The sequence below is a fragment of the Hydrogenophaga sp. genome (genome assembly GCF_030651625.1).
GTDB lineage: Bacteria > Pseudomonadota > Gammaproteobacteria > Burkholderiales > Burkholderiaceae_C > Hydrogenophaga.
In genome coordinates this window covers 52809-77139 of the sequence record NZ_JAUSCF010000004.1, presented here as the reverse complement: position 1 = coordinate 77139, position 24331 = coordinate 52809, and the positions used below count along the sequence as shown (strand labels likewise).

Annotated in this window: 14 protein-coding genes; 4 read left to right on the top strand and 10 right to left on the bottom strand. The window is 64.4% G+C overall.

The genetic code is table 11. From position 1 onward, the window contains the following. Positions 1-25 precede the first annotated feature (25 nt). The gene (locus Q7V46_RS01230; protein ID WP_304911679.1) at positions 26-1279 is read left to right on the top strand and encodes a glycosyltransferase; all 1254 of its coding nucleotides are present in this window, start codon (positions 26-28) and stop codon (positions 1277-1279) included. Here Q7V46_RS01230 and Q7V46_RS01225 read toward each other — a convergent pair. The 10 genes from Q7V46_RS01225 to Q7V46_RS01180 form a co-directional block, all read right to left on the bottom strand. Then, positions 1269-2021, bottom strand: a complete 753-nt coding sequence (locus Q7V46_RS01225; protein WP_304911678.1) for a 4'-phosphopantetheinyl transferase — start codon at positions 2019-2021, stop codon at positions 1269-1271. The two genes, Q7V46_RS01230 and Q7V46_RS01225, sit on opposite strands and share 11 nt — an antisense overlap. Before the next feature lie 12 nt (positions 2022-2033). Further along, positions 2034-6656 (bottom strand): MupA/Atu3671 family FMN-dependent luciferase-like monooxygenase, encoded by a 4623-nt coding sequence (locus Q7V46_RS01220; RefSeq protein ID WP_304911677.1) that lies wholly within the window; start codon positions 6654-6656, stop codon positions 2034-2036. 54 nt (positions 6657-6710) lie between these two features. Next, positions 6711-7709 (bottom strand): glycosyltransferase family 2 protein, encoded by a 999-nt coding sequence (locus Q7V46_RS01215; protein WP_304911676.1) that lies wholly within the window; start codon positions 7707-7709, stop codon positions 6711-6713. After that, positions 7706-14146 (bottom strand): type I polyketide synthase, encoded by a 6441-nt coding sequence (locus Q7V46_RS01210; protein WP_304911675.1) that lies wholly within the window; start codon positions 14144-14146, stop codon positions 7706-7708. The genes Q7V46_RS01215 and Q7V46_RS01210 overlap by 4 nt, the downstream gene beginning before the upstream one ends. 84 nt (positions 14147-14230) lie before the next feature. Next, entirely contained in the window at positions 14231-15091 is an 861-nt protein-coding gene (locus Q7V46_RS01205) for an ExeA family protein (protein ID WP_304911674.1), read from the bottom strand. A gap of 310 nt (positions 15092-15401) precedes the next feature. Next, on the bottom strand, positions 15402-16142 hold the full coding sequence (locus tag Q7V46_RS01200) for a WecB/TagA/CpsF family glycosyltransferase (protein ID WP_304911673.1): 741 nt from the start codon (positions 16140-16142) through the stop codon (positions 15402-15404). A gap of 126 nt (positions 16143-16268) precedes the next feature. Next, positions 16269-17465 (bottom strand): glycosyltransferase family 2 protein, encoded by a 1197-nt coding sequence (locus Q7V46_RS01195; protein ID WP_304911672.1) that lies wholly within the window; start codon positions 17463-17465, stop codon positions 16269-16271. Then, positions 17462-18667, bottom strand: coding sequence for a glycosyltransferase family 4 protein (locus Q7V46_RS01190; protein WP_304911671.1), 1206 nt, complete (start codon positions 18665-18667; stop codon positions 17462-17464). Before Q7V46_RS01190 ends, Q7V46_RS01195 begins: the two co-directional genes overlap by 4 nt. A gap of 150 nt (positions 18668-18817) precedes the next feature. After that, positions 18818-19783, bottom strand: coding sequence for a glycosyltransferase family 2 protein (locus Q7V46_RS01185; RefSeq protein WP_304911670.1), 966 nt, complete (start codon positions 19781-19783; stop codon positions 18818-18820). Continuing rightward, positions 19776-20360 carry a serine acetyltransferase gene (locus tag Q7V46_RS01180; RefSeq protein WP_304911669.1) on the bottom strand — a complete coding sequence of 195 codons (585 nt, stop codon included), beginning with the start codon at positions 20358-20360 and terminating at the stop codon, positions 19776-19778. The genes Q7V46_RS01185 and Q7V46_RS01180 overlap by 8 nt, the downstream gene beginning before the upstream one ends. Positions 20361-21022: 662 nt before the next feature. Here Q7V46_RS01180 and Q7V46_RS01175 point away from each other — a divergent pair. The 3 genes from Q7V46_RS01175 to Q7V46_RS01165 all read left to right on the top strand — a co-directional run bounded on the left by Q7V46_RS01175 (position 21023) and on the right by Q7V46_RS01165 (position 24327). Further along, complete coding sequence (locus Q7V46_RS01175) at positions 21023-21493, top strand: polysaccharide biosynthesis/export family protein (protein WP_304911668.1); 471 nt, start codon at positions 21023-21025, stop codon at positions 21491-21493. Between the two features lie 118 nt (positions 21494-21611). Continuing rightward, positions 21612-22709, top strand: a complete 1098-nt coding sequence (locus Q7V46_RS01170) for a hypothetical protein (RefSeq protein WP_304911667.1) — start codon at positions 21612-21614, stop codon at positions 22707-22709. A 16-nt stretch (positions 22710-22725) separates the two neighbouring features. After that, on the top strand, positions 22726-24327 hold the full coding sequence (locus Q7V46_RS01165; RefSeq protein ID WP_304911666.1) for a hypothetical protein: 1602 nt from the start codon (positions 22726-22728) through the stop codon (positions 24325-24327). The last annotated feature ends 4 nt before the right edge of the window (positions 24328-24331 follow it).

Sequence of the window (24331 nt, the reverse complement as noted above, 5' to 3'; positions counted from 1 at the left end):
GTCTGCCAATGGCCTGGAGCTCCAAGTGACCGTCGCCGTAGAAACCACCGAGACACCCATGCCCCTCTCAGGGCATTACCTGCTGGTGATTTCCATCCCGGTGTATTGTGATGTCGACGGCAAACGGTATGTGGATGCACTGTGGCACAAGGACCTCATCAGGCACCCGGATTACATCTCCCACTTCACGCTGGCCTGCCCCCGCATTGACGGGCCGCTTCCCGAGGGCGTGGTGTTGCTGGACGACCCACGCATCCAGTTCATCGATTTGCCCGCCCGCTTCAAGCAGACACTGGCATTGCCCATCATGGTTGGCCGGCTGTGGCAGGCCATCGGCCGTGCCGATGTGGTGCACACAGGACTGGGTGGCTGGATGCTCACCTCACTGCACAACATTGCCACCTTCGCGGCCAAGTTGCGTGGCAAGTATTTGCTGATCATTGTCGAGTCGTCACCGTGGCGCACCGACCTGAGCGTTCCTGCGCGCTGGCCCGAGCGCATTGACGCGGCACTGTCGGAGTGGGTCAATCGTTGCTGCATCAACATGACCGACCTGGCGGTCTTCACGCAGGCCGAATACAAACAGAGCCTGCTGACCCGACGGCCTGACCGGGGGCATATCATCCACGCTTCCTGGATCGATGACGACAACATCGCCAGCGAAGCGGCGGTGCTGCACAGCTGGAATGAAAAGCTCGCCGAATCGTCCGGGTCGCTCAACTTGCTGTTTGCCGGCCGACTGGTCGCCGCCAAGGGCGTGCTGGATCTTCTCGACGCCCTGGATCTGGCGGAGGCCCATGGCGTGCCCGTGCATCTGGATGTGTTGGGTGATGGCGAACTGGCCGACAGGTGCCGGACTGCGGCCGCCAAACCGCGCCGCTCGACGCGACTGAGACTGCTGGGCACCACGCCCTACGGCCCGTCCTTTTTCAAGCAGTTGCACGGCTACCACGCCGTCGTCGTGCCGAGTCGTTCGGACGAACAACCCCGGATCGTCTACGACGCCTTCTCGCAGGGCGTGCCGGTCCTGGCCAGCAACACGCCCGGCCTGCGCGATTGTGTGCCCACCCATGCGGGGCGGTTTTTCCCATCGGGAGATGCACAGGCCCTGTTCGAGACGTGGCGCCAGGCCGCGGCACAACGCAGCGCATTGAAAACACTGGGACTGAATGGCTTGAAGGTGGCGGCCAACATGACCCACCGTCACATGCATCTGAATCGCTGGCGCTTGCTGGATGGCAGTTTGCGTGCACGCGGTTCGAGGCAGCTTACGGGGTGAGGCAGTTCAAACCCGGTTTCTCCTGGCGCTGAAGGCCCGCTTCCGTTGGATCTTGCGGGGTGATCACCCACGACACGACGTGCTCGCCACGGCAAAGTATCTTTCCCTGCGTGCAGACGTGGGGATGCACGCGGGGATCGCTGCCCTGGTCAATGTGTGCAACGAAGGTGCTGTTGCTCTGCGCGAGGTGGATGTGCACATGCTGGAAATCCAGCATGCGGCGATGCAGGGGGAATTGCCATTTGAAAACCGCCTCTTTGGCCGAAAACAGGCGGGTCACCGCCAAGCCTCTTTCGTTTTCGGGCCAGGTCGCCAGTGCCGCCTGTTCGGCAGGAGTGCAGATCAAGGGCCACAAGTGAGGCTCGACGGGCTCGTGCATGTCGATGTCCACGCCGATGCCCAGGAACCGGGCACACGGGGCCACCAACACCAGGCAGGCGTCGCGGGTGTGCGAAATGGACCCGATCAGTCCCGGTGGCCACTGTGGCGAACGGTCCGGGGCACTGGGGACGGGGGCTTCGGGCCATCCGATCAAACGCATGGCCATCCGTGCGGCTTCGCGACCTGCGGCGTATTCGCGCTGGCGCCGGACAATGGCCCGGCCCATCGCGGCGCGCTCCAGCGGGTGCAGACGGTCCGGATCGCCGTCCACGCCGCTGAAAACCACGCCCACACCCTGGCCAACGGCGGCGGTGAGCGCCTGCTGCAGTTCCGACCACGCGGATGGACCCGGGTGAGTCACTTGAACCTGTGCTCAGGTCTTTCCCGAGCGCATGGCGCGCCGGCGCGACATGGCGTCGGCGCGCATCTGGGCCCGGTCGGCCGATTCTGCGGCGGCTTCAGGCGTGTCGCGCGGCTTGTCGTCGAGGTGGGCGGCCAGGGCCGAGAGGGTCGGGAAGCGGAAGATGTCGGTGATGCTCAGGCGGGTGGAATTGAGTGCCTGCTTGATTTCACGGTGGGCCTGCACGGCCAGCAGCGAGTGGCCGCCGAGCGCGAAGAAATTGTCCTTGCCACCGATCTGTGGCACACCCAGCACGCGCGACCAGATGGCGGCGATCTTCTGTTCGATTTCGTTCTCGGGTGCCACAAACACCTCGGTACGCTCGCGCAAGGAGGTCTGCGTCGGGGCGGGCAGGGCCTTGCGGTCGACCTTGCGATTGGGCGTGAGGGGGAATTCTTCGACCGTCACGAAATGGGCCGGCACCATGTGCTCGGGCAGACGGGTGGCGGCCCACTCGCGCAGGCGCTCGGTCGAGAAACCCGCGTCGGTGCGCAGGTAGGCCACCAGGCGCACATCGCCCGGCTGGTCTTCGCGGGCCACCACCACGGCCTGTCGAACACCGTCGACGGATTCGAGCACGGCTTCGATCTCGCCCAGCTCGATGCGGTAGCCCCGGATCTTGACCTGGAAGTCGGCGCGGCCCAGAAAGTCGATGCGGCCGTCCGGGCGCCAGCGCGCCAGGTCGCCGGTGCGGTACATGCGGGCACCGCCGGGTGCGGTGCATTCGGGGCGCACGAAGGGATCGGCAGGGAAGCGCTCGGCGGTGAGGTCGTCGCGCTGCCAGTAGCCACGTGTGACACCGTCGCCGCCAATGTAGAGCTCACCAGGCACGCCCACCGGAACGGGCTGCTGGTGGTCGTCGAGCACATACATCTGGGTGTTGGCAATCGGCCGGCCGATGTTGACCACCGCTTCGGAGGCGCTGGCGGTTTCGGTGGACGACCAGATGGTGGTCTCGGTGGGACCGTACATGTTTTCGACGGAGGCTTTCGTGACCTGGCCCAGTTCGGCCACCAGGGTACCGGGCAGTGCCTCGCCACCAATCATCAGATGCTGGACCTTTGAAAGCGCCGACTTGGCTTCGTCGTTCATGGCAATCATGCGGGCCATGCTGGGGGTGCATTGCAGGTGGGTGACGCCGTGACGCACGATCTGGGCAGCGATGGAGAAATCGTCGTCAGGCACCTCTGTTGCCTCGTTTGAACGGCGCAGCACTTCGGCCAGGGGGTAAAGGCCTTCCATGACCTTCTCTGTCGGAATGCCGTAGTCGATCAGGCAGGCGACCTCGGCCACACCGATGGCTTTGAGTTCCTCCACCCGCTGCAAACAATCGTCCACCGTGCCAAAAAGTCCGGAGTCCTCGAAGTAGCGAATGAAGGCAAAGTCCAGAATGGCTTCCAGTTCTTCTTCTGTCAGCGACCGCAGGTCGAGGTCAAACGGGTTGTTCACGCCCGATGGCTTCTTGAAGGCAGGGAAGGCCCAGGCGTACTGCTTGATGAGACCGGCCGCGCTGCGCAGGTAGTCCTTCATCGGGCCACGGGCCGTTTCACGCGCTTGCTCGCGGTCACGCGCCACATAGGTGTGCAGCATGAGCGTGACCGTGAATTGCGTCGGATCGTGCCCTGCGTCGCTCAGCGCCTGGTGGTAGATCTTGATCTTGCTGCCAACCTCCTCCACGGTCTGGCCCAGCAAGTGGGTGAGCACGTGGGCGCCAATGGCGCCGGCTTCCTTCCATGTCTCCGGGTTGCCTGCGGTGGTGACCCAAACCGGCAATTCCTTGGACACCGGGCGTGGCTGGGTGACCACGTTGAAGGGCTCTCCACTGACCGTGGGAAACGCCACCGCTTCGCCGCGCCAGAGGCGGCGCAGTTGCTCAATGGTTTCGAACATCGCCTTCTTGTTGTTGGGCGGTGTGTTCTGCGGTCGCAACACGAAGTCGTCTGGCTGCCAACCCGAGGCAATGGCCAGACCGGCCCTGCCGTTGGTGAGGTTGTCGATGACCGCCCATTCTTCGGCAATGCGTGCGGGATGATGCAGTGGACCCACGCAGCTGCCCGCGCGCACGCCGATGTTTTTGGTGACCGCGGCCACCGCAGCGCCCGTGACCGACGGGTTCGGATACGGGCCGCCAAAGGCATGGAAGTGGCGCTCGGGCGTCCACACCGCACAGAACCCGTGGTTGTCGGCGAATTTGGCGCCTTCGAGCAGCAGTTCGTACTTCTTTGGGCCGGCGCCGTCGTCGTTGCCCCAGTAGTAGAGGCTGAAGTCCATTTTCTGGGCCGAGATCGGCAACTGGCCACCGGAGACGAGCGCGCGGTTTTCGTCGCTTGAGAGGATCAGCTTGAACCCGCGCGCCAGGGTGTAGAACAGCTCCAGCACCGAGATGTCGAACGACAGGCTGGTGACGGCCAGCCACACGCCCGGCGGGTCGTGGCGGATGCGGTCGTCCATGCCACGGAAGAAGTTGGCCACATTGCGGTGCTCCACCATCACGCCCTTGGGCCGGCCGGTGGAGCCCGAGGTGTAGATCATGTAGGCGATGTCGGATGGTTGCACCCCGCTGTCGGGGTTGGTGTCTGGCTGTGTACCGATCTGCGCATCCTGGTCGATCACCAGCACCTGCGCTTGATGGCTGGGAAGGTTCTTCACCAGGGTGGACTGCGCGATGATCACCGGCGCGCCGCTGTCTTCAATGTAGAGCGCCACACGGTCGGCCGGGTAGGCCGGATCCAGCGGCACGTAGGCGCCGCCAGCTTTCTGGATGGCGAGCGCGCCCACCAGCAACTCCAGCGAGCGGGGTGTGTACAGGCCCACCAGCGTGCCCGGTTGCACGCCCATGTCACGCAGGCGGTGTGCCACGCGGTTGGCGCGGGTGTTCAGTTCGGCATAGGTCAGCGCCGTGCCTTCGAACACCACGGCGGTGGCTTGCGGCGTGCGCGTGACTTGCGCTTCAAAGAACTGGTGCACGCAGGTGTTCCGCTCGTAGTCGCAGCGGGTGTGATTCCAGCCGTACAGCACCTGCTCGCGCTCGGCGGGTGACAGGATGGGCAGGCTCCCCAGGTGGGTGTCCTGGGCGGATGGATCACCCAGGGCGTGCAACACGCTTTGCAGGCGCTGTGCGAGCTGTGCAGCGGCTTCGTCGGGCAGGCGGGCGGCGTCGTACCACAGCGACAGGGTGCCATCTCGGGTGAGCTGTGCGGTCACAGCGCTGCCTTCAACGAATGCCGCACCCACAGAGAGCCCGAATTGCGGTATCGACAGGCCCTTGATGGCCGGGTCGCGTGCCACGAGATCCAGCGCAAAGGCCGGGTGGCGGCGCGCCTTGTCCAGCGCGGAGGCGCACTGTTCGGCGAAGGCGGAGAACGGGCTGTCGCCTGCAGCCGTCAGGCGCAACGGGACCCAGGTGGACAGGTAGGCCGGCGCCTGTGGCGCGGCCGCGTCCTGGTAGGCCATGTCGAAAGCCGTCTTGCCGCTCACCCGGGCAACCCCGGCGGCCACCGCAGCCAGCAGGCGGTCGCCCGTGAGCCCTGCAGGCACTTGCAGTGCGGTCTGGCGCAGGGCCACAGGGCCAGTGGCGGCGGTGGTCGATGGCAGGTCGATGGCCTGGGGCGACTGCAGGCAGCGGCGCCAGGCCGCCTCGCCGGCCACCACCCGGGCCATGGCCTCGGTCAGGTTCTGTGCCTGTGCGGCGTCCAGCGCGGGAAGCTGGTCACCTGTGCGGGCGATGGTGGAAGGGCACACGGGCTGGCCTTGCATGTCGCGCAAACCCGTCAATCGGACCGGGTCCGATGCGGTGGCCACCACGAGACCGGCCTGTGTCGCTTCCAAGACCTGACCGGGCACAGCGCCGCCTGCGCCAGCTTCAATTGCGGCACCCTTGACGAGCAGCACGCGGCCCGCGACTTCCACCTTGGGGCAGGTCAGGGGGTTCCAGTAGGTGCCGTGGTCCAGGGCCGAGACCAGGGCCACCAGCGTTTCGGCCGGCTGCGCAAAATCAAGCTGGGCCGCCGCGCCCGGCCGGTCCAGGCGGGCGTGGTAGCTGCGCTGGCTGAGGTCCTGGGGTGTGCGTCGCAGGCCCGTTCCGTGCAGGTCGGCCAGCAACTCGGTGAAACTTTCCATCGCCGCTTCGTAGCAGCGCGTGTTCAGGGTCAGTGCCGTTTCATGGGGCGCCATGTCGAACAGCTGCTGCTTGACGATGTCGCCTTCGTCGATGCCACCCTCGATCATGTGCCAGGTCACCCCGTGCTGCTTTTCGCGCTGCAGGATGGCCCACACCGGGGCGTTCAGACCCGCGTGCCGGGGCAGCGGGCCGTCGTGGAAATTGATGGCGCCATGTGCGGCGCGATCGAGTACCGTCTGCGGAATCACCGACAGGTTGGCGATGCTGAACAGCCAGTCGAAATCGAGATCCGCCAGACGCTCGCCCAGGCCCTCACCCGGTGCCTCCACCCGAAGATGCTTGTGCAGGGCCCAGGTGCGGATGTCGGCATTGCGTGTCACCACCGCACCGATGCGGTCGCCGCCTTGCAGCAGGCGCTCGGCGCACTGGATCAGCAGGGACTCGTTGCCCATTACCACACAGGAAAAACTGCTCATGAACTGCTCCGGACGTAGGAGAAAAAAATGTGCTGGCGGCTCGTGCCGTTTTGTTCAGGACTTGGCGCCGGGTTGCTCGCCCAGCGGCTCACGTTGCCACAGACCACGCAGATCGTGTGACACCAGATCCCGCAGAAAGTGTTCCGGTGCGTTCTCCCGCCGGCTGCGCCTGTTCACCAGATGGCGCAGCCGTAACAGCAGAGCGCCTGTGACATGCGCCAGGGTGGCCGCGGCTGCGTACAGCACGCCATGGTTTTTCATGAAGTACCGCAGACGGGAGTCGAACCAGTAGGAAGGCATGCGCCGCCAGGTTCTCATGCCCGTGGTCACCGATCCGATGTGCATCACCTGGCTTTGCGGCACGTACATGGACGACCAGCCGGCGCGTCGGGCGCGCAGGCACAGGTCGGTCTCTTCAAAATACAGAAAGTAGCGCTCATCAAAGAGGCCGATTTCGTCCAGGGTCTGGCGCCGCACCATCAGGCTGGCGCCGGCCAGCCAGTCCACTTCCTGCACGTCTTCAGGGGTCGGCATGGCCACGATGTACTTCTTGAGGAGGCGTGAGAAGGGGCCCGTGGCGACAGCGCCTTCGAATTCGCTGAAGACGGTCGGAAAGCGGAAGGCGGTGTTGTGGAGCACGCCGTCTTGCCCATGGGTTCGCCCGCCGGCAAAACCCACGCGAGGATGCCGCACCATGTGATCCAGCAGAATGCTCAGACAACCCGGTTCGGGGAAGGCGTCGGAGTTCAGCAGGTACACGAAATCGGGTGCCGAACCATCTGGCAGACCCTGGCGGATGCCGAAGTTGTTGCCGGCACCGTAGCCTCCGTTGTGCCCGGACTGCAGCACCCTCACCCGTTGCCATTCCCTGGCGCGTACGGTGTCGCGAATTTTCTCGAAGGAGCCGTCACCCGAGTCGTTGTCCACCACCGTGACGGCGCCAGCGAGATCCTGCATTTCCCGCAGCACCGCTTCCAGGGCCTGCAGCGTCATGTCCGGTGTGCGAAAGTTCAGCAACACCGTGAGCACCGTGGGCTGTAGGGTGGGATTCATGTGGGGTCGTTCGGCTTTTCGGCCGCCTCAATGCAGGTTTTCATGTGGCTCGCAAGCACGCGCACGTTGGGCTCGAGCACCATGGAGTCGTGGTTGCCGGGCACTTCGATCACTTTCAGTGCTGGCATGAAGCGGGTCCAGTCGTTGTCTTCGTACAGGTATTCGCGTTCTGCGCTGACCCAGCGTCCCCCGGACACCTTCCAGTGGCGATCCAGCGGCGGACGGAACAGCACGGCGGGGCCCTTCCAGGCTTTCAGCGGATACGCCGGCAATGCGGCGCGGAACGCCGCTTCGATTTCGGCGTTGTGGAGTTGGTGGACACTGGCCGTGGGCGCCGCGACACCCCGGCGGCGTTGCAGTTCCCACTCGACGCGGCGCCTGACCCATTCCTTGAGGAAACCCAGGCCACCCCGGCGCAGCTCGGCCAGTTTGATCATCAGCTTGTCCATCCGGTTGAGGCTGGGGCGCACAGGCAGCGGGGTGTCCAGCAGCACCAGCAGCGACACCGTTTCGCCGGCGGCTTCCAGCTGCCGTGCGATCTCCAGTGCCGTGATGCCTCCGCCCGAGAAACCGCCCAGCAGGTAGGGGCCCTGGGGCTGGACCAGGCGCATCTCGGCGATGCAGTCGGTGGCTGCTTCGACCAGCGTGGCGTGTGGCGCCTGGTCGCCGTAAAGACCCCGCGCCTGCAGCCCGTAAAACGGCCGCCCCACGCCAATCAGTCGGGCCAGGTGGCGCAGGTTGAGCACGTTGCCGAACATGCCGGCGACCAGGAAGAAAGGCGGGCGCTCACCCCCTTCGCCATCGTGCATGGCCACCAGGTGGGTGAAGCGGCGTCGGGGGGTGGATACAGCGGAACCGGGTACGTCCGCAGCGCTGCCGGTATCCGTGCCTGTGTCGCCGATGCGTTCCCGGATCATGTCGGCGCACAAGGCTATGGTGGGCGCTTCGAACAGGACCGAGATGGGAAACTCGACCCGGTAGGCCTTCTTCACCATCGCGAAAAGGCGGACCGCGATCAGCGAGTGCCCGCCCAGATCGAAGAAGCTGTCGGCAACGCCCACCTGGTCTACACCGAGCAATTCTTCCCAGAACCCCACCAGGGTGCGCTCCACGTCGTTGCGTGGTTCCACATAGTCGCTGTCCAGGTCGGGTCGCTGGAATTTCTGACCGGAGCCCACCTCGGCAGCCGTGGCCTCGCCGGCCTGGCGCACCAGGGCATCCAGGTTCATGGAAGAGATCACCACCTGGGACATGCCTGTGGCCAGGGCACGCCCAAACGCATCGGCGCCTTCGTGCGGCAGGATGCCCTGCGACATGCTGTGTTGCAGCTGTTCTTCAGCGGGTGAGAGCTTGGCCTGGGAAGCACCGCGCGCGGGCCCATCGAAAACCAGTTCGCGTGCATCGAGCCGGCTGGCCGACGTCGCAAACCCCCCTTCCTGCAGGCGCTTGATGGAGAAGCCCTGAACCTCCAGACAGACTTCGCCCTGTGCATCGAACAGCGTGACATCGAACACCGCAAACGGTGCGTCGGCGCGGTTGTCCTGTGCGTTGCGGACCCAGCTCCAGACTTCGGTTGGCAGGGGTCGGTGCACCTGCACCGACCGGTAAGACACCGGCACCCAAAGGTGATCGGGCCCGTACCCCTCGATCAGATGCATCGCCCAGCCGGTGGCCAGGTCCAGCAACGCCGGGTGCAGGAGGAAGCCCGCCCGAACGTCGCCCTCAAATTCCGCGGGCAGTTGCAGATGGGCCACGCCTTCGTTGTGTCCGTAAGCGACCGACTGCAGCACCCGCCAGCGCGGGCCGAAGTTCAGGTGGGCCTCCTGCGGCGAACGCAGACCACCAGTGTCTTCGGCCCTTCGCAGTGGACAACGTGCCAGCAGGTCCTGGAGTTCGAGCCGGGCGGCCGGCGGCAGCGGGCCAGGCACCAGCGTGGCCTGGGCATTGAGCTGGTAGGCCTTGCGACCTTCAAACAGCACATCGCTGCGCACCTCGAGGGCATAGCCCTCGTCGCTTCGGGCCAGCATCACCCGGACATCGCGGGCCTGGGTGTCGTCCACTTCCAGCGGACGGAAAAAGTAAAGATCCTGGATCGTGAACGAACCCGTCTCCCCGTTGCCGCGCAGGGCCTCTGCGGCGAGTTCCAGGTAGCCGGTGCCAGGCAAAAGGGCCTGGCCGGAGGCCGTGCGGTGACCGTCGAGAATCCAGCGGTCCTGCGTGTGCCAGCGGGCGGTGAAGAGGCGGTTTCCAGCCGGGTCGAAGGTGGCTTCGTCGAGCAAGGGGGCGTCGACCGGATGCCGGGGGGGCGGTGGTGCCTCGCCGAGGCGGCTGGCCATGGCCTTGGCCGCCATGCCCACTTCGTTCCAGATGCCCCAGTCGATGGCCAGCACCCGGGTGCGGCCACCTGCGCGGCTGCGCGCGTAGGCGTTGAGGTACTCGTTGGCTGCCACATAGTCGACCTGGCCAGCCGGCGCGGTGATGGTGCTGGTGGACGAAAACAGCACCAGGCCATCAATGCTGCCATCGGGAAACAGTTCGTGGAGGATCTGCACACCGTGAACCTTTGGCGCAAACACCTCTTCCACACCACCCGATGTCTTGGTCAGCAGGGGACCGTCGTCCACCACGCCGGCGGCGTGGATCACCAGCGCGATACGCCCGAAACGCTGCTGCGCCTGTTCGGCGGCTGCCTGCATGTCTTTCACATTGCACACGTCGGCGGCGATCACCATCACCTGGGCACCCAGCGCTTCGAGGCGGCGCACGGCCAGGATGCGCTGCACGGTCGGATCCAGCGGTTCACCGCTGCGCAAGTGGCGGTCCCAGGTATCGGGTGCAGGCAGCGGCTGTCGCGCCAGCAGCACCAGGCGGGCATGCTTTTCGCGCGCCAGGCGCTCGGCCACGGTCAGGCCTATGCCACCCAGACCGCCGGTGAGCAGACAGACGCAACCCATGGCCAGCCCGCTCAGGTCCTCGGCGGGCGCCAGCGGCAGCGGGGCGTAGCCCAGTTCAAAGCGCTTGTCGGCCCGCAACGCCGCCACCCGGTTGCCCGGAGTGGCGAACAGTTCTTCGAGCACGCGCTCGCTCAAGGCGTTCCATGCACCCATATCCGGTTTGGCGCGCCAACCCTTTTCAGCCACAGGGAGCACCACATCCAGCACCGTGCAGGTGAGGCCTGGCAGTTCGCGCGGAGCCACGCGGGCGGGGCCCAGAGCCGTGGCCTTTTCAGGGTAGGGCAAGGCCTCGTCGCGCACACGGGCGGCACCGGTGCTCAGCACCGTCAGGTGCATGGGTTTTGGCAGGTTCTCGCCGGCCATGGCCTGGGCGAGAAACAGCAGGCTGAAGAATCCCTGCTCGATGTTGCGGTGAAAGAAACTGCTGCCCGGGCGAAACTGCTCTTCCTGGGTGACCAGCCAGGCATGCACGATCTGTTGCGGCGTATGGCCTGTGGCCACCAGATCCCGCACCAGTTCGTCGTAACCTTCGCGGCCGCGTTCTGGCGCCAGCACGTACTCGTTCTCGCTCACACGCGCAAAAAGGTCGCCGGAGCGCACCACCGTCACCCGGTGGCTGGCGTTGCGCAGCCGGTGGACCAGGTGATCGGCCAAGCCGGCATCGTCCATGAACACCAGCCAGTTTTGCGGCGCCGTTGTGGAAAGGTCCTGGGCCACATCGATTTCCACGTCGGCCTGGCGTGGCCGCCAGCGGGGCTGGTAGCCCCACAGACTCACGTCGTCGGTGCGCAATGGCCGCACAGCCTCTGGCGCGGTGGCCCGTGCTGCGCCGGGCGCAATGAAATAAGGCTTGCGCTGGAAGGCGTAGGTGGGAAGCGGCACGCGATGGCGGCGCGCCTCGCCCCAGATCGGTTCCCAGTCGACCTTCACGCCGGTGGCCCAGAGACGTCCCAGTGTGCCAAGGAACCACACATCGTCGGCGACGACGTGATCAGCGTGGCGCAGCGAGTTGATGACCTGGCCTGCCGGCACACCATTGGCCTGCGCCAGTGAGCCCAGTGCCTTGCCCGGACCCACTTCAAGATACACCCGGTCACTCGCTTTCATCAGCGTGGCCAGGCAGTCGGCAAACTGCACCGTGTTGCGCAGGTGTGCGACCCAGTACAGAGGATCGGTGGCCTGCGCAGCGCTCAGAGGCTGACCATCGCGGTTCGAGATGATCGACAGCCTGGGCGCGCTCAGGCGGATGCTGCGCAGGTAGGCCTCAAAGCGGCCCAGAATGGGGCCGAGCATGCGCGAATGCGCGGCTATGTCGATCTGGACGCGCTGGGGTTCGACCTCGCGCTCGCGCAGTGTGGCCTCCAATGCGTCGAGCGCGTGTTGCGGTCCGGACACCACGCACAGCTCGGGCGCGTTCACGCTGGCCATGTCCAGCTCGCTGCCCAGCAGGCCACGCACCTCGGCGGCAGGCAGCGGCACACTGAGCATGCCGCCCACGGGCACGGTGTCGAACAACTGGCCACGCAGCAGCACCAGGCCAATGCAATCTTCGAACGACATCACGCCGGCCAGACAGGCGGCGGTGTTTTCCCCCATGCTGTGGCCCACCAGGGCAGCGGGTTTCACGCCCCAGGACATCCACAGCTGCGCCAGCGCGTACTCCACGATCATGATCAGGGGCAACTGCACCGAAGGGCGCTTGAGCTTCTCAACCGCCTGATCGTGCTGGTCGGGTTCGGGCAACCACAGCGCGCGGATGTCGTAGTCCAGTTGGCGCTGCAGCACTTCCAGGCCGCGGTCCATCCAGTCCTGAAACACCGGTTCGGTGGCGTAAAGTTCGCGCGCCATGCCGGCGTACTGGGCACCCCCGCCCGGGAACATGAACACCACCTCGGGGTCTTCACCCAGGTGGCTGTGGGTGAACACACGTCGGGTGTCAGTGCCTTCCAGCAGGGTGGCGGCTTCTTCCAGGGTTTCAGCCACCAGCACGCGCCGGTGCTCGAAGGCGCGACGGCCTTCCCTGAGCGTGTAGGCCACGTCGGCCAGAGACAGTTCGGGGTGGGCGCGCAGGTGAGCGGCCAGGGCCTTGGCGTTTGCGTCAACGGCCGCACGCGAGCGGCCTGAAACCACCAGCAACTGGAACGGCCAGTCCGACGGCTCGCTCGGTGCTGTTTCGGGCGCCTCTTCCAGCACGGCGTGGGCATTGGTGCCGCCCACGCCGAGCGAATTCACGCCCGCCCGGCGAGGCCCCGTGTGCGAAACCCACGGGGTCAGGGTGTGGTTGACCTGGAACGGGCTTCCATCGAAGTCGATCGACGGATTGGGACGCTCGTAGCCCAGGCTCGGCGGCAGCTCGCGGTGCTTGAGCGCCAGCGCCACCTTGATCAGGCTGGCCACGCCCGCCGCTGTGTCGAGGTGGCCGATGTTGGTCTTGACCGAACCGATGCGGCAGAAACCGGTTTCGCTGGTGGTTTCCTGGAACGCCTGGGTCAGCGCGGCGACCTCGATCGGGTCGCCCAGGAAGGTGCCCGTGCCATGGCATTCCACGTAGTCGATGGTGTCGGCCGACACACCGGCCACGGCCTGTGCTTCCGCGATGGCCTTGGCCTGACCGTCCACGCTGGGCGCCAGATAGCCTGCCTTGGCCGCTCCGTCGTTGTTGACAGCCGTGCCCTTGATCACGGCCCAGATGTGGTCGCCGTCCTTCAGGGCGTCTTCCAGCCGGCGCAGCACCACAACGCCTGCCCCCGAACCGAACACCGTGCCCTGGGCGCGGTGGTCGAAGGCGTGGCAATGGCCGTCAGGCGAAAGAATTTCGCCCTCCTGGAAAATGTAGCCACGCGCGTGCGGCAGTTCGATCGTCACCCCGCCGGCCAAGGCCATGTCGCATTCGCCACTCAGCAGTGACTGACAGGCATAGTGCACCGCCACCAGCGACGTGGAGCAGGCGGTCTGGATGTTGACGCTGGGACCCTTGAGGTCAAAGATGTGGCTGACCCGGGTGGAGAGGAAGTCCTTGTCGTTGCCGGTGTGTCGCAACAGGAACATGCCGGTGTTGGCCACCAGGTCCGGATTGGAGCAGATGTTGAAGTAGAAGTAGCTGCCCATCCCGCAGCCGGCATACACGGCGATGGCGCCTGGAAAAGACTCGGGCGGATGACCGGCGCTTTCCAGTGCCTCCCAGGCCACCTCCAGAAACTGGCGGTGCTGTGGGTCCATGATGGCCGCTTCCTTGGGGCTGAACCCGAAGAAATCGGCGTCAAATTGCTCAAAGCCATCCAGCACGGCCGCTGCAGGCACATAGTTGTGGTGCCGCATGCGTTCCGGGCTTTCGCCTGCCGCGAGCAATTCGTCGTCGCTGAGACGCCGAATGGACTCGATCCCCTGGCGCAGGTTGTCCCAATAGGCCTGTGGATGGCTTGCGCCTGGAAGGTGGGCAGAGATGCCGACAATGGCAATGTCGTTGGTTGATTGCGTTGTCACACCGACCCCAATGATTCCTGGCACATGGCTCCATCCCACTAAACTGCCATTATCGCGTCAGCAATAGAACGTAAGACTGACAAATTAATCACGCCCGGGCAGATTTTCCCCAGAATTTGCGGGTGCCTGCTCTCCCAACACGCCGAACTGCGAGCGATCGTGGAGCACCTCATCAATGATGTGCACATCGATGACACGGGCCTCGTATGCGTAGCCATAGACCAGGGCCATGTCGCACAGTGTGTTGATATTGCGGGGAACGCCCTGCGCCACCTTGCCGATCTTGGCCATCGCCAACGGGCTGAAAAGCTTGCGATCGCGCCCTGCCACGCGAAGCCGGTGTTCAATGTAATCTGCCACTTCCACCGTGCCCAAGGGAGGAATGAAATAGTCCACGGCCACCCGCTGCGCAAACTGCGTGAGTTCGGGCCTTTTGAGTTTGTCGCGCAACTGCGGCTGACCCACCAGAATCATTTGAAGCAGCTGATCCTTGTCGGCATTGATGTTGGACAGCATGCGCAGATATTCCAGTGCAGACACGCTGAGGTTCTGCGCTTCATCGACGATGAGCACCACCCTGTGGCCTTTGCCGTATTCGGCAATCAGAAACTGCTGGAAAGCATCGTATTGGCTCACCTGCGATTTGCCTTCGAATGGGAGCCCGTAGGCGAGCATGATCCATTCCAGCAGATTGCCCATGTCCTGATGGGTGTTGGTGACCAGACCCACCCGCACGTCTTCGCCCAGCGTGTTGAGCAGGCGGCGGACCAGCGTTGTCTTCCCGCATCCCACATCGCCACAGACCACGGTGAAGCCGGCACGGCTCACCATGCCGTACTCCAGCATGCTGAAGGCCTGCGAATGGCGCTGGCTCATGAACAGGAAATCCGGGTCAGGCTGAATGGAGAAAGGTCTTTCGCGAAGACCATAGAACGATTCGTACACGTGTCAATCCTCCTGGCCAATGAGCAGGCTGCCCGACCAGATGTCATCGAGATTTAGAACAACAGACATTCAGGCACCATTTCATTACATTCTAAGAGGCACTTCGGCATCCCCTGCCGCATGACGCGGCAGGGGATGGCTGCGCATCTGCCCTTGCATCCTCATCCGGCAGGCGCGATTCGCGATCCATCTTTCAAGCGCCGCTGGCGTCAATCGGCACGGAGCCGACGGCGTTGCAGATCGGCATGGTGCCTGAATCAACCGGCATGAATGTCATGCCTTTCAGGCGGCCGATGCCATCGTGTCCACCTCACTGCCGCGAAAGAAAAAGATCCTTGAGAATCAAGCTTATGCCGGCGGGGTAGTGGACAAGGTAGCGCTTCCACAGGCGACCGGGCTCCTTGACCAGCCGGTACAGCCACTCCAGGCCCGATTTCTGCATCCAGAGCGGTGCGCGACTGCCCTGCGGGCCCAGAATCTCGAAGGTGCCACCGATCCCTGTGACGACCAGTTCCGGTATCGCGCTTCGCAGCTTCAGGGCCAGCCGGTCCTGTTTGGGAACGCCCAGTGCGACAAACAGCATGCGCACATTCTCGGCGCGCAAGGTCTCGGCAAACGCCTTCACCTGTTCGTCGCTCAGGTCCACTTTGCCGCTGAACAGGTAGCGGCAGGCCTGTTGCGCATGGTCGCCATACAACCGCAGGGTGGTGGCGGGGTCGACGCCGCCAATGATGGCGTAGGGGGGCACCTGTGGCAAACGCAGAAACGCATCCACCAGATCGACGCCGGTGGTCCGTTCGGCAATGGCCTGATCGGCCCCCTTGAATCGCGATGCCCAGACCAGTGGCATGCCGTCGGCCGTGATGATGTCGGCCTGGGCGACAAGATCGCGATACCCAGGGTCCCTGGTGAAGCGGGAGAGCATTTCGGTGTTGAGTGTCAGCAGCCAGGCGCCTTCGCCCCGGGCCATGCGTTCCAGCAGATGGTCCAGGGTTTGCCTCATGCTGGCGCGAGAAACGGGCAGACCGCACAGGCTGCAGGTGTCATTCATGATCGGTGGTCCGGTGGGGCAACGGCCTGGTCCCTGATTCCGCGCGACGAGGGGGGAACATGATGCGCCCCTGAGGTGATGCGGGCTTGTGCCAGAGACGGGGCGCACGCTGGGGTGGTCATGGGCTCAATCTCTTCGGGTCCGGATCCAGGCCATCTGACGGCGGGCGAGAAAACCCAGGTAGATGGGGATTTTGCGCAGCACGTACCAGGGCACAGACATGAGCTCGCCCAGACCGATCCATCGCCGGCCGGCTTTCCACCAGCCAGCCAACACCGTCAGAACCAGCAGTGCCAAGGCGCCGACAGAGATCGTTGCGACCACTGGCCAGGCCAGGCCCCACCATGCCAGTGCGGTTGCGGTGATTGCCTGCGTTCCCAGCAACATGACCAGCAGCGCCAGCGGGGGTACGCTCATGTCCAGTGTCAGCGCCAGCAGCCCCATGTTTCTCTGGGTCACTGCGCGCCACAGCAGGCCTGGCCCCTGCGAGGCGACCATGCTCAGGTGGCCGTGTTCCCAGCGCTGGCGCTGCGATTGCGAGCCCTGGTCGTTGGTGGGAAAGTGGCTGCTGACCAGTGCCCAAGGCATGAATTGGGGTGGCTTGCGCACTTGCGCGCAGTCCAGGCCGAGCTTGAGGTCTTCGACGATGTGGCCGGTGGCCAGATTGACTCGCTGCAGCAAGGGCCAGGGGAAAGCCATCCCGCTGCCCATCAGCTGGCACGGCAGGCCGAGGCGGCGGTAGCCTTCGGCCCGCAGCCGGGTTCGAAAGTCCCAGGCGAAGGCGGCCATGCGCTGCATCAGCCCGGCCCCGTCGGGTGCGAGCATGTCGTACATCGCCTGGACAGGCCGCTGCAGGTGGTGTGCCGCGGTGGCGATGGTGGCCAGGCTGCCGGGGGCAGCGACGCAATCCGCGTCGACCACGATGACCACGTCGGGCGGGGCCTGGCGCAAGTGACTCACGCCATGGGCGAGCGCGTAGCCCTTGCCGCGAAGGTACACGTCGGACCGTTCCAGCACCTCAGCGCCAGCCGATCGCGCACGGACAGCGGTGTCGTCCGTGCAGTTGTCTGCCACGACCAGCAGCCGGGCGCCAGCGGGCAGCGACGTCAGGGCTTGTGCCACCATGGATTCGATGATCTCGGCCTCGTCGTGCGCGGGCATCAGAACCACCACCGAAGGTGCGGGAGCCTCCCCATGGAAGGGGCCTGGGCCGCCGCGCCGAGGGAGAAAACTGGCCAGGGTCTGAACTGCAAGCAACCCGACCCAGGCCAGCAGCACTCCACCGGTGGCCAGCAGCACCCAGCTGAGGAACGTGGTGATCATGGAGCGGACGCAAACAGGCGGTGCAGCTTGGTGGCTTCGGTGTCGATCGAATGCCTTTCAATGACCCGGCTTCGGGCAGCGCGACCCATGTCCTGCAGTTGATGGGTTGGTGTGGCCAGCGCAACGGCCAGCATGTCCACCAGCGCTTCCACGTCTCCAGCGGGGACGAGCCAGCCGTCGATGCCGTGGCGCACCAGTTCTGGAATGCCGGCGATGCTGGTGGTCAACACAGGTCGCCCCAGCGCCATGGCTTCCATGATCACCACAGGAAGACCCTCGGCAAAGCTGGCCAGGACCATGGTCCTGGCGGCCTGCAACTCCTGCTTCACGCGCTCGCTGCTGATCCATCCGGTGATGCTGACCCGGGATTGCAGGTTGTGCTGCTGGATGAACCGTTCAAGCTCACCCCGCATCTCGCCATCGCCAGCCAGCACCAGGTGGAGATCGACTCCCTGGTCCCTGAGCCGGCGGACGGCTTCGAGCAGCAACAATTGCCCCTTCTGTTCGCACAGGCGGCCCACGCAGACCAGTCGGGGGGTTGTGGGAAACGGTTCTGCGGAAAGCGTATCGAGAAAGGCTGCTTCCAGGCCGCAATGCACCACCTGTATCTTGGGCCAATGGTCGTGTCCGACCCAGCGGTACAGCTGGCTGCGCCCGAAGGAGCTGATCGCAACCACATGGGTGGCCGCCTCGATTTTTTCCCGCAGGTGCAGTCCCAGTGGCCGATCGAACTCATCAGGGCCGTGCACCGTGAAGGAAAAGCGAGGACCCTCGAGCAGGCGGGCCAGCAAGGCGACTTCGGTCGGGTTGGTGCCGAAGTGCACGTGCAGGTGATCGACCTGGTGCTCGCGACACCAGCGCACCATCTCGCAGGCCTCGGCCAGATACACCAGGTGGTAGGGTGCCGGCCGATCGGACATGCGGGACAGGCGAAAGGCCATGCCGATTCCCCGAACAAAGGCAGCGGGCGTGCGCAGGGCCTGGCGAAAGGTGGCCGGCAGGAGCGCGCCCAGACCCTTGCGCAGCAGGTAGTGGGTCTTTGCCCGTTCGGCGATGTCGTCTTCGTCGACGAGCGGATCTGACCAGCCGCGCAGCGCCAGGCGATCCACTTCCACGCCCTGGCGCTCCAGCGCCAGTATTTCGCGTCGGATGAAGCTGTGGCTGACCTTCGGGTACTGGTTGGTGAAGTAGGCGACACGCATCAGTTCGGTCCTCTGTGCCGCCCGACAAGCCCTGCGACGAGCAGTGTGAGCCGCACGGTCAGCGATCTGCCCCGGGCTGCAAATTTGATGGCCGGGGACCTCTGCCCAAAAAGGCCTGGGTTCAATGGACGTTGCCTCTGGTTGTTCGAATCATTTGTATTCGATGATAGAGCCAGCGACACCGCGCAATCGCGAGAGGTGAAACTTCCCCACCCCCCACATCTCTGCGAATTTGCCGATCAGCAGGAAGCCGCTCGTTCGTGCCATGCCATTGCGTCGGTACAGGCGCAGCCATTGCAAGGGGTAGGCCAGTCCCGGCAGCGCTCCCCACGGACCCACGAGGACCAGGCCGATGGCGATCACCACAGGCAGTCCCGCGCCCCAGAACCAGGCGCGCCGGGTTTCGCGCACCCAGTGGCGTTCGGGGGGCGCACCGTGCAGCCACGCGCCTTGCGCGAAAGCGTGCCCAGCCCGCACCGTGCGCTTCCACCACTGGCTGAAACGGGTCATGGCCGCATCGTGCAGGGTCATTTCCCGGTCAAGCCGGTGGATGAGCCATCCCGCCTGCCGAAGCCGCACGCACAGTTCGGGTTCCTCGCCAGCGATCAGGTCGTCCCGGTAGCCGCCCACGGCCAGCAGTGCCGGCACCCGCATCATGGCGTCACCGCCGCAACTGAGGGCGTCGCCCACTGGCGTGTCCCATTCCTGGTCGCACATCCGGTTGTAGACAGAACGTTCCGGGTGGCGCTCACGGCGACGGCCACACACCACAGCGTGGGTGGGGTGTTCCTGAAGGAAATGCTGAGCAGCATCGAGCCAGCCGGTCACGATCTCGCAGTCGCCGTCGACGAACTGGACCAGATCGACGTCGGGGTTTTGCTCCAGCAGGCGGTGCAGGCCTTCATTTCGTGCCCTGGCGGCGGTGAATGGCCGTGACATGTCCAGATCGACCACTTGCGCGCCCATTTCCCTGGCCATCTGGGTCGAGCCGTCGGTGGAGCCCGAATCGACATAGACGGTGGCGGGTGCGGCCGGCAGCACCGAGTTCAGGCAGCGCCGCAGTCGTTCACCCTCGTTGCGTCCGATTGCCACGACACCCAGCCTGACTTCACGCATGGCCTTGGACCTCTTGTGTGGCGGGGCGGCAGCGTGCGGGAGCACCCACCGCGACCGCGCCACCAGGAACATCCGTCAGAACGACGGCGTTGGCGCCGATGCGGGCATGGTCTCCGATGACAATGCCACCCAGCAACTTGGCGCCCGCGCCGATGTCCACATGCCCACCGACACGCGGCGTTCCACCTCTGGCCACGGTGCCGAGTGTGACCTGCTGAAAAATCAGGCAGTTCGGACCCACCCGGGCATCCGGGTGGATGACGATGCCATTGGGGTGTGGCAGCAGCAAGCCGCCTCCCAGTTGGCAGTTCAGCGGAATGTCTGCACCGGAAACGGCACTCCAGAAGCGGTGGCGCAAGACGGTCACCATCCGTCGCAGGCGGGCCAGAGGCGACGAGGCGTTCTGGAGGCGCTGAAAGTCCCGGATGCTGGCGAGCAAGCGTTTGCCAGGACTCCACTCACCCGGGAGCAAATGCTCTCTGCTCCAGTCGGGTTCATCGGCACTGATGTCCATCATTTCCCTGACGCCCAACAGCTCGCCCAACACCAGAGGCCAGATGGTGCGGTGAGCGAGCATCGCGCCTTGATGCCAAACGTGCAAGTATTCATGCTGAGATCAGTGACAGAGGGCTACAATTTTTGCACAGGTGACGCATCGCAATCGCAGGGCTGGCAAGCCGCAGCCGGGTGAAGTGGCGGTGTCATTTACCCTCCGGTGGTCACACACGGCGCTCGCCCCACGCTGACAACCGGTGGACAGTCCGACTCAGCCAGCACGGAAAAAGGACCAGGCCATACCTGCTGTCTGCGCCACCCATCTTCAGCTCGTGACAAGCGATGCAAACTTGCGGCATCCTCCGTTTTGGGGGTCGTGTTCCGCTGGCATGCTTGAGTACCGCAGTCTGTGCAGTAGAAACCCTGAGGTCAAACCCAAGTCTGGCGCTGCAGCGATCCTTATCGAGCAAAGGGGCTGGTTCGTGACGAATTTTGAATCGGAGCGTAGGTTGCTCGCCACAGATTGACTAGATACTGGGATGCGGCGCGCGTTTCCATGAAGGCAGATCGCGTAAGATCATTGCCAGCTGTAGACCAAAAGGTTCATTGCTCCTTCGCGCGCCCGCCATTCCACCTGGAAAACCCATCAGCCAGGGGTCGCCGTGCGGGATGAAGGGGCCTGCGCGGTTGGTTCGCGGCAATCAAGGCCTTTGCTCAATCGAGTCACTCAACCGGAGGCGAATCATGCCGAACTATTTGCGATGGATCATTTCCCTGCTGGCTGCGATGACAGCTTCTGTCGCGCTGGCCCAGGCCCCTGCTCCCGCACCTGTGGCGCAAGGCGCTGCACCGTACACCTTGCGCCATGGCGACACGGTCATGGTTTCGGTGTGGCGCGACGAGGCGCTGCGCATGGAGGTTCGCGTTTTGCCAGACGGCAGCATCACCTTCCCGCTTGCCGGGCGCGTCGAAGTGGCGGGGTTGAGCACGTCACAGGCTGAAAGCCGGATCGCTGAACGACTCAAAAAATTCATTCCTGAAGCGGTGGTGACAGTGGCCATCACCGGCATCGAGGGCAGTCAGGTCTATGTGCTGGGCAAGGTCGCCAATCCCGGTCCAGTCCTGCTTTCTTCACCCAACATCACCGTTCTGCAGGTGCTCAGCCAGGTGGGCGGACTCGATCGATTCGCCGACGGCAATGCCTCCGTGTACTGAGAAGCAGCCCGGCCGGCAATGAAGTCCTCGCGGTCCGGTACAACGACCTGATCAAGGGCAGCCAGCTCGATACCAACGTCGTCCTGAGGCCTGGCGACACCATTCTGGTGCCCTGACCATGCGGTGCCTTGCATGGTCCCTTTCTGCACAGGCGCTGCTCGTCCTGGCGCCGGGGTGGGCGTTTGCCCAGAATGCCATCACGGTGCCGATCGAGGTCGAGCACAACAGCAACCCCTCGCTCGTTCCTGATGGCGACAGCGCGATCCGCTACCGGGTTTCACCCCGGTACACCATGACCCGCCAGGACGGACCGACGCGATCGGTCTTCTCGCTGGGCGGCGTGGTGGAGCGTTCCAGCAACACCAGGGTCAGCGCCAATCGAGCCGACCCCAACATTGGCTATCTGCACGAGGTGACCAGTCCCACATCGGTACTGACCCTGAATGCATCGCTGGAAAAAACCTCTTCACGCACCGCCGAGTTTGAAGAGACGGGTCTCGTGACCGAAGACGGCACGTTGCAAACCGGCCTCCTGGGTGCGCGCTGGGTTGGGCAACTGACCGATCGCACGGAGGTTGAACTGGCCGCAGGGTATGCCGATCTCAGGTACGACCTTCCTTTGCTCATCGGTTACACCGAGGTCAATGCCGAGGGTATTCACCGCTGGCAACTCTCCGAAGGCAATCGGCTGGAGGTGGTGGGAACGGTGGCGCGACTCAATCCGAAGAACGACGTCCAACGATCCTCGCGTCAAGGCATTGTGCTGGGATACGAAACCGTCCTGAATCCAAGCGTCACTCTGGGTGCAAACCTGGGCGCGGTGAGATCGACCGGCGTGCGGCGCGGTAACGATGCGGTCGGGGGTGTGCAAGTGACCTACGAAGGTGAAAGGCTCGGTTCCGAACTGGCGTGGGCGCGCAGCGTGGCGCCGAGCGGGACCATCGGAGGTTACGCACTGAGCCAGTCATTCACCTGGGGGTTGAGTTACGCGGTGTCGGAATCGACCACGTTGACTTCGGGTGTTGCCCGAACCCGGGCGCTCGATATCGATGGCGGCTCAGGCAGCAGCGTGTCGGTGGGCTTGCGATCCGAACTCACACCCCACTGGTCCATGAACATGCGACTGGAGCAGCTGCGCGCAACCACCGGTTCGGGCGTCAGGGCCCGCAGCACCGCAGTGGGCGTTGGGTTCGTTTATTCACACCCCGATTTTTGACTGCTTGAACTGATCCATGGCTGCCGACTACCAGTTGAATTTGCAGGACTATCTGTCCATCGCGCGCCGGTGGGGGGTAGCGATGGCCCTGACCTTTGTGGCCATCCTCGCTGCGTCGGTGCTGGTGGCATTTGTGGTGCCCCGGGTGTATGAGTCAACCGCCACGATCATTGTCGAAAGGCCGCAGGTTTCTTCGCAAGTCGTGCAACCCACGGAAACTGGCTTGGCGGCGGAGCGCATTCAGGCCATCCAGCAGCGCATCATGACCCGCGAAAACCTTTTGCGCATTGCTCAGAAACACGATCTGTTTGCGCCCGCAGAGGGCGCGCAGGTTCGTGAGTCGGATGTGGTCAACAAGATGCGGGGCAGCATTCGCGTCGAGCAGATGACCAGCGGCGCCAACGACTGGCAGCGTCCGTCCAGCACGATCGCTTTCAATCTGTCGTTCCAGTACGGCGAGCCTGCCAAGGCGCTGGAAGTGACGCAGGAGCTGATGAGCCTTTTTCTGGCTGCCAACACCCAGGAGCGTGTGGAGCGCGCCACACGGACCACCGAGTTCCTCTCGCAAGAGGCAGACAAGCTCAGGGAGCAGCTGGTGGCGCTGGAGAAGGAAATTGCAGCCTACAAGCTGCGCAATGCGGGGGCCCTGCCTGATGTGCAAACCTTGAGCATCGCCAACGTTCAGCGTATGGAGTCGGAATTGCGTGAAGCCGAGCGCCAGCAGCGCGCTGCGCTGGACGAGTTGCGCACGGTGGAGGTCGATCTGGCTGCGGCCAGAGCAGGTGTAACACTTCCTGGCGGACCCGCCCTCCAGGGGCCCTCTTCCACGGAGCAGGAGCTTGAGCGAGCCCGGGCCGAGTTGGCGCGCATCCGGGGTATCTACACCGACAACCACCCCGACATACGCACCCAGAGCCTGCGCGTGCAATCCCTGGAGCGCGCCCTGGCGAATGAGGCCAGCGCAGTGACTCCCGCCCGCGCTGCGGCAGCAGCACAAGCCCAACTGGCCGTGTCGCGGCTGGAGGCCCGCAGAGAGGCTGCTCGTGCACAAGCATCCGTCTACGGTGAGCAGCAGCGCCGTTTGCGCAGGGATATCGCCCAGATCGAGTCGCAGGCGATGCGGGCGCCTCAGGTGGAACAAGGTCTTGCCGCGCTCCAACGGGATTACCAGAGTGCCAGCACGAAGTACGAGGAAATTCGGGCCAATCAGATGACCGCCCAGGTGGCGGAAAACCTTGAAGGGGGCCAGCGGGCGGAAAGCTTCAGCGTATTGGAGCCACCGCTGATGCCGGAGTACCCGATCAAGCCGAACCGGAAAAAGATGGTGGCCTTGGGATTTTTCCTGGCGCTGGCGGCTTCGGCAGGCATCGCTTTTCTGCTTGAAACCCTGTTTGCACGGGTCCGTGGAGCCGACGCTGTCGCGGCCATCACGGGCAGGCGGCCGCTGGTGGTGGTGCCCTACATCGTCACGGCCAGCGAAACCCGAGAAGCGCAAGCGCTTCGCAATCGGGTCATCGGGGTGGCCATCGGAACGGGCGTGCTGTTGCTGGCTCTGGTTCACACGATGATCACACCTTTGCACACCGTGCTGATCAATCTGTTTGCTCGTTTGGGTTAAGGGA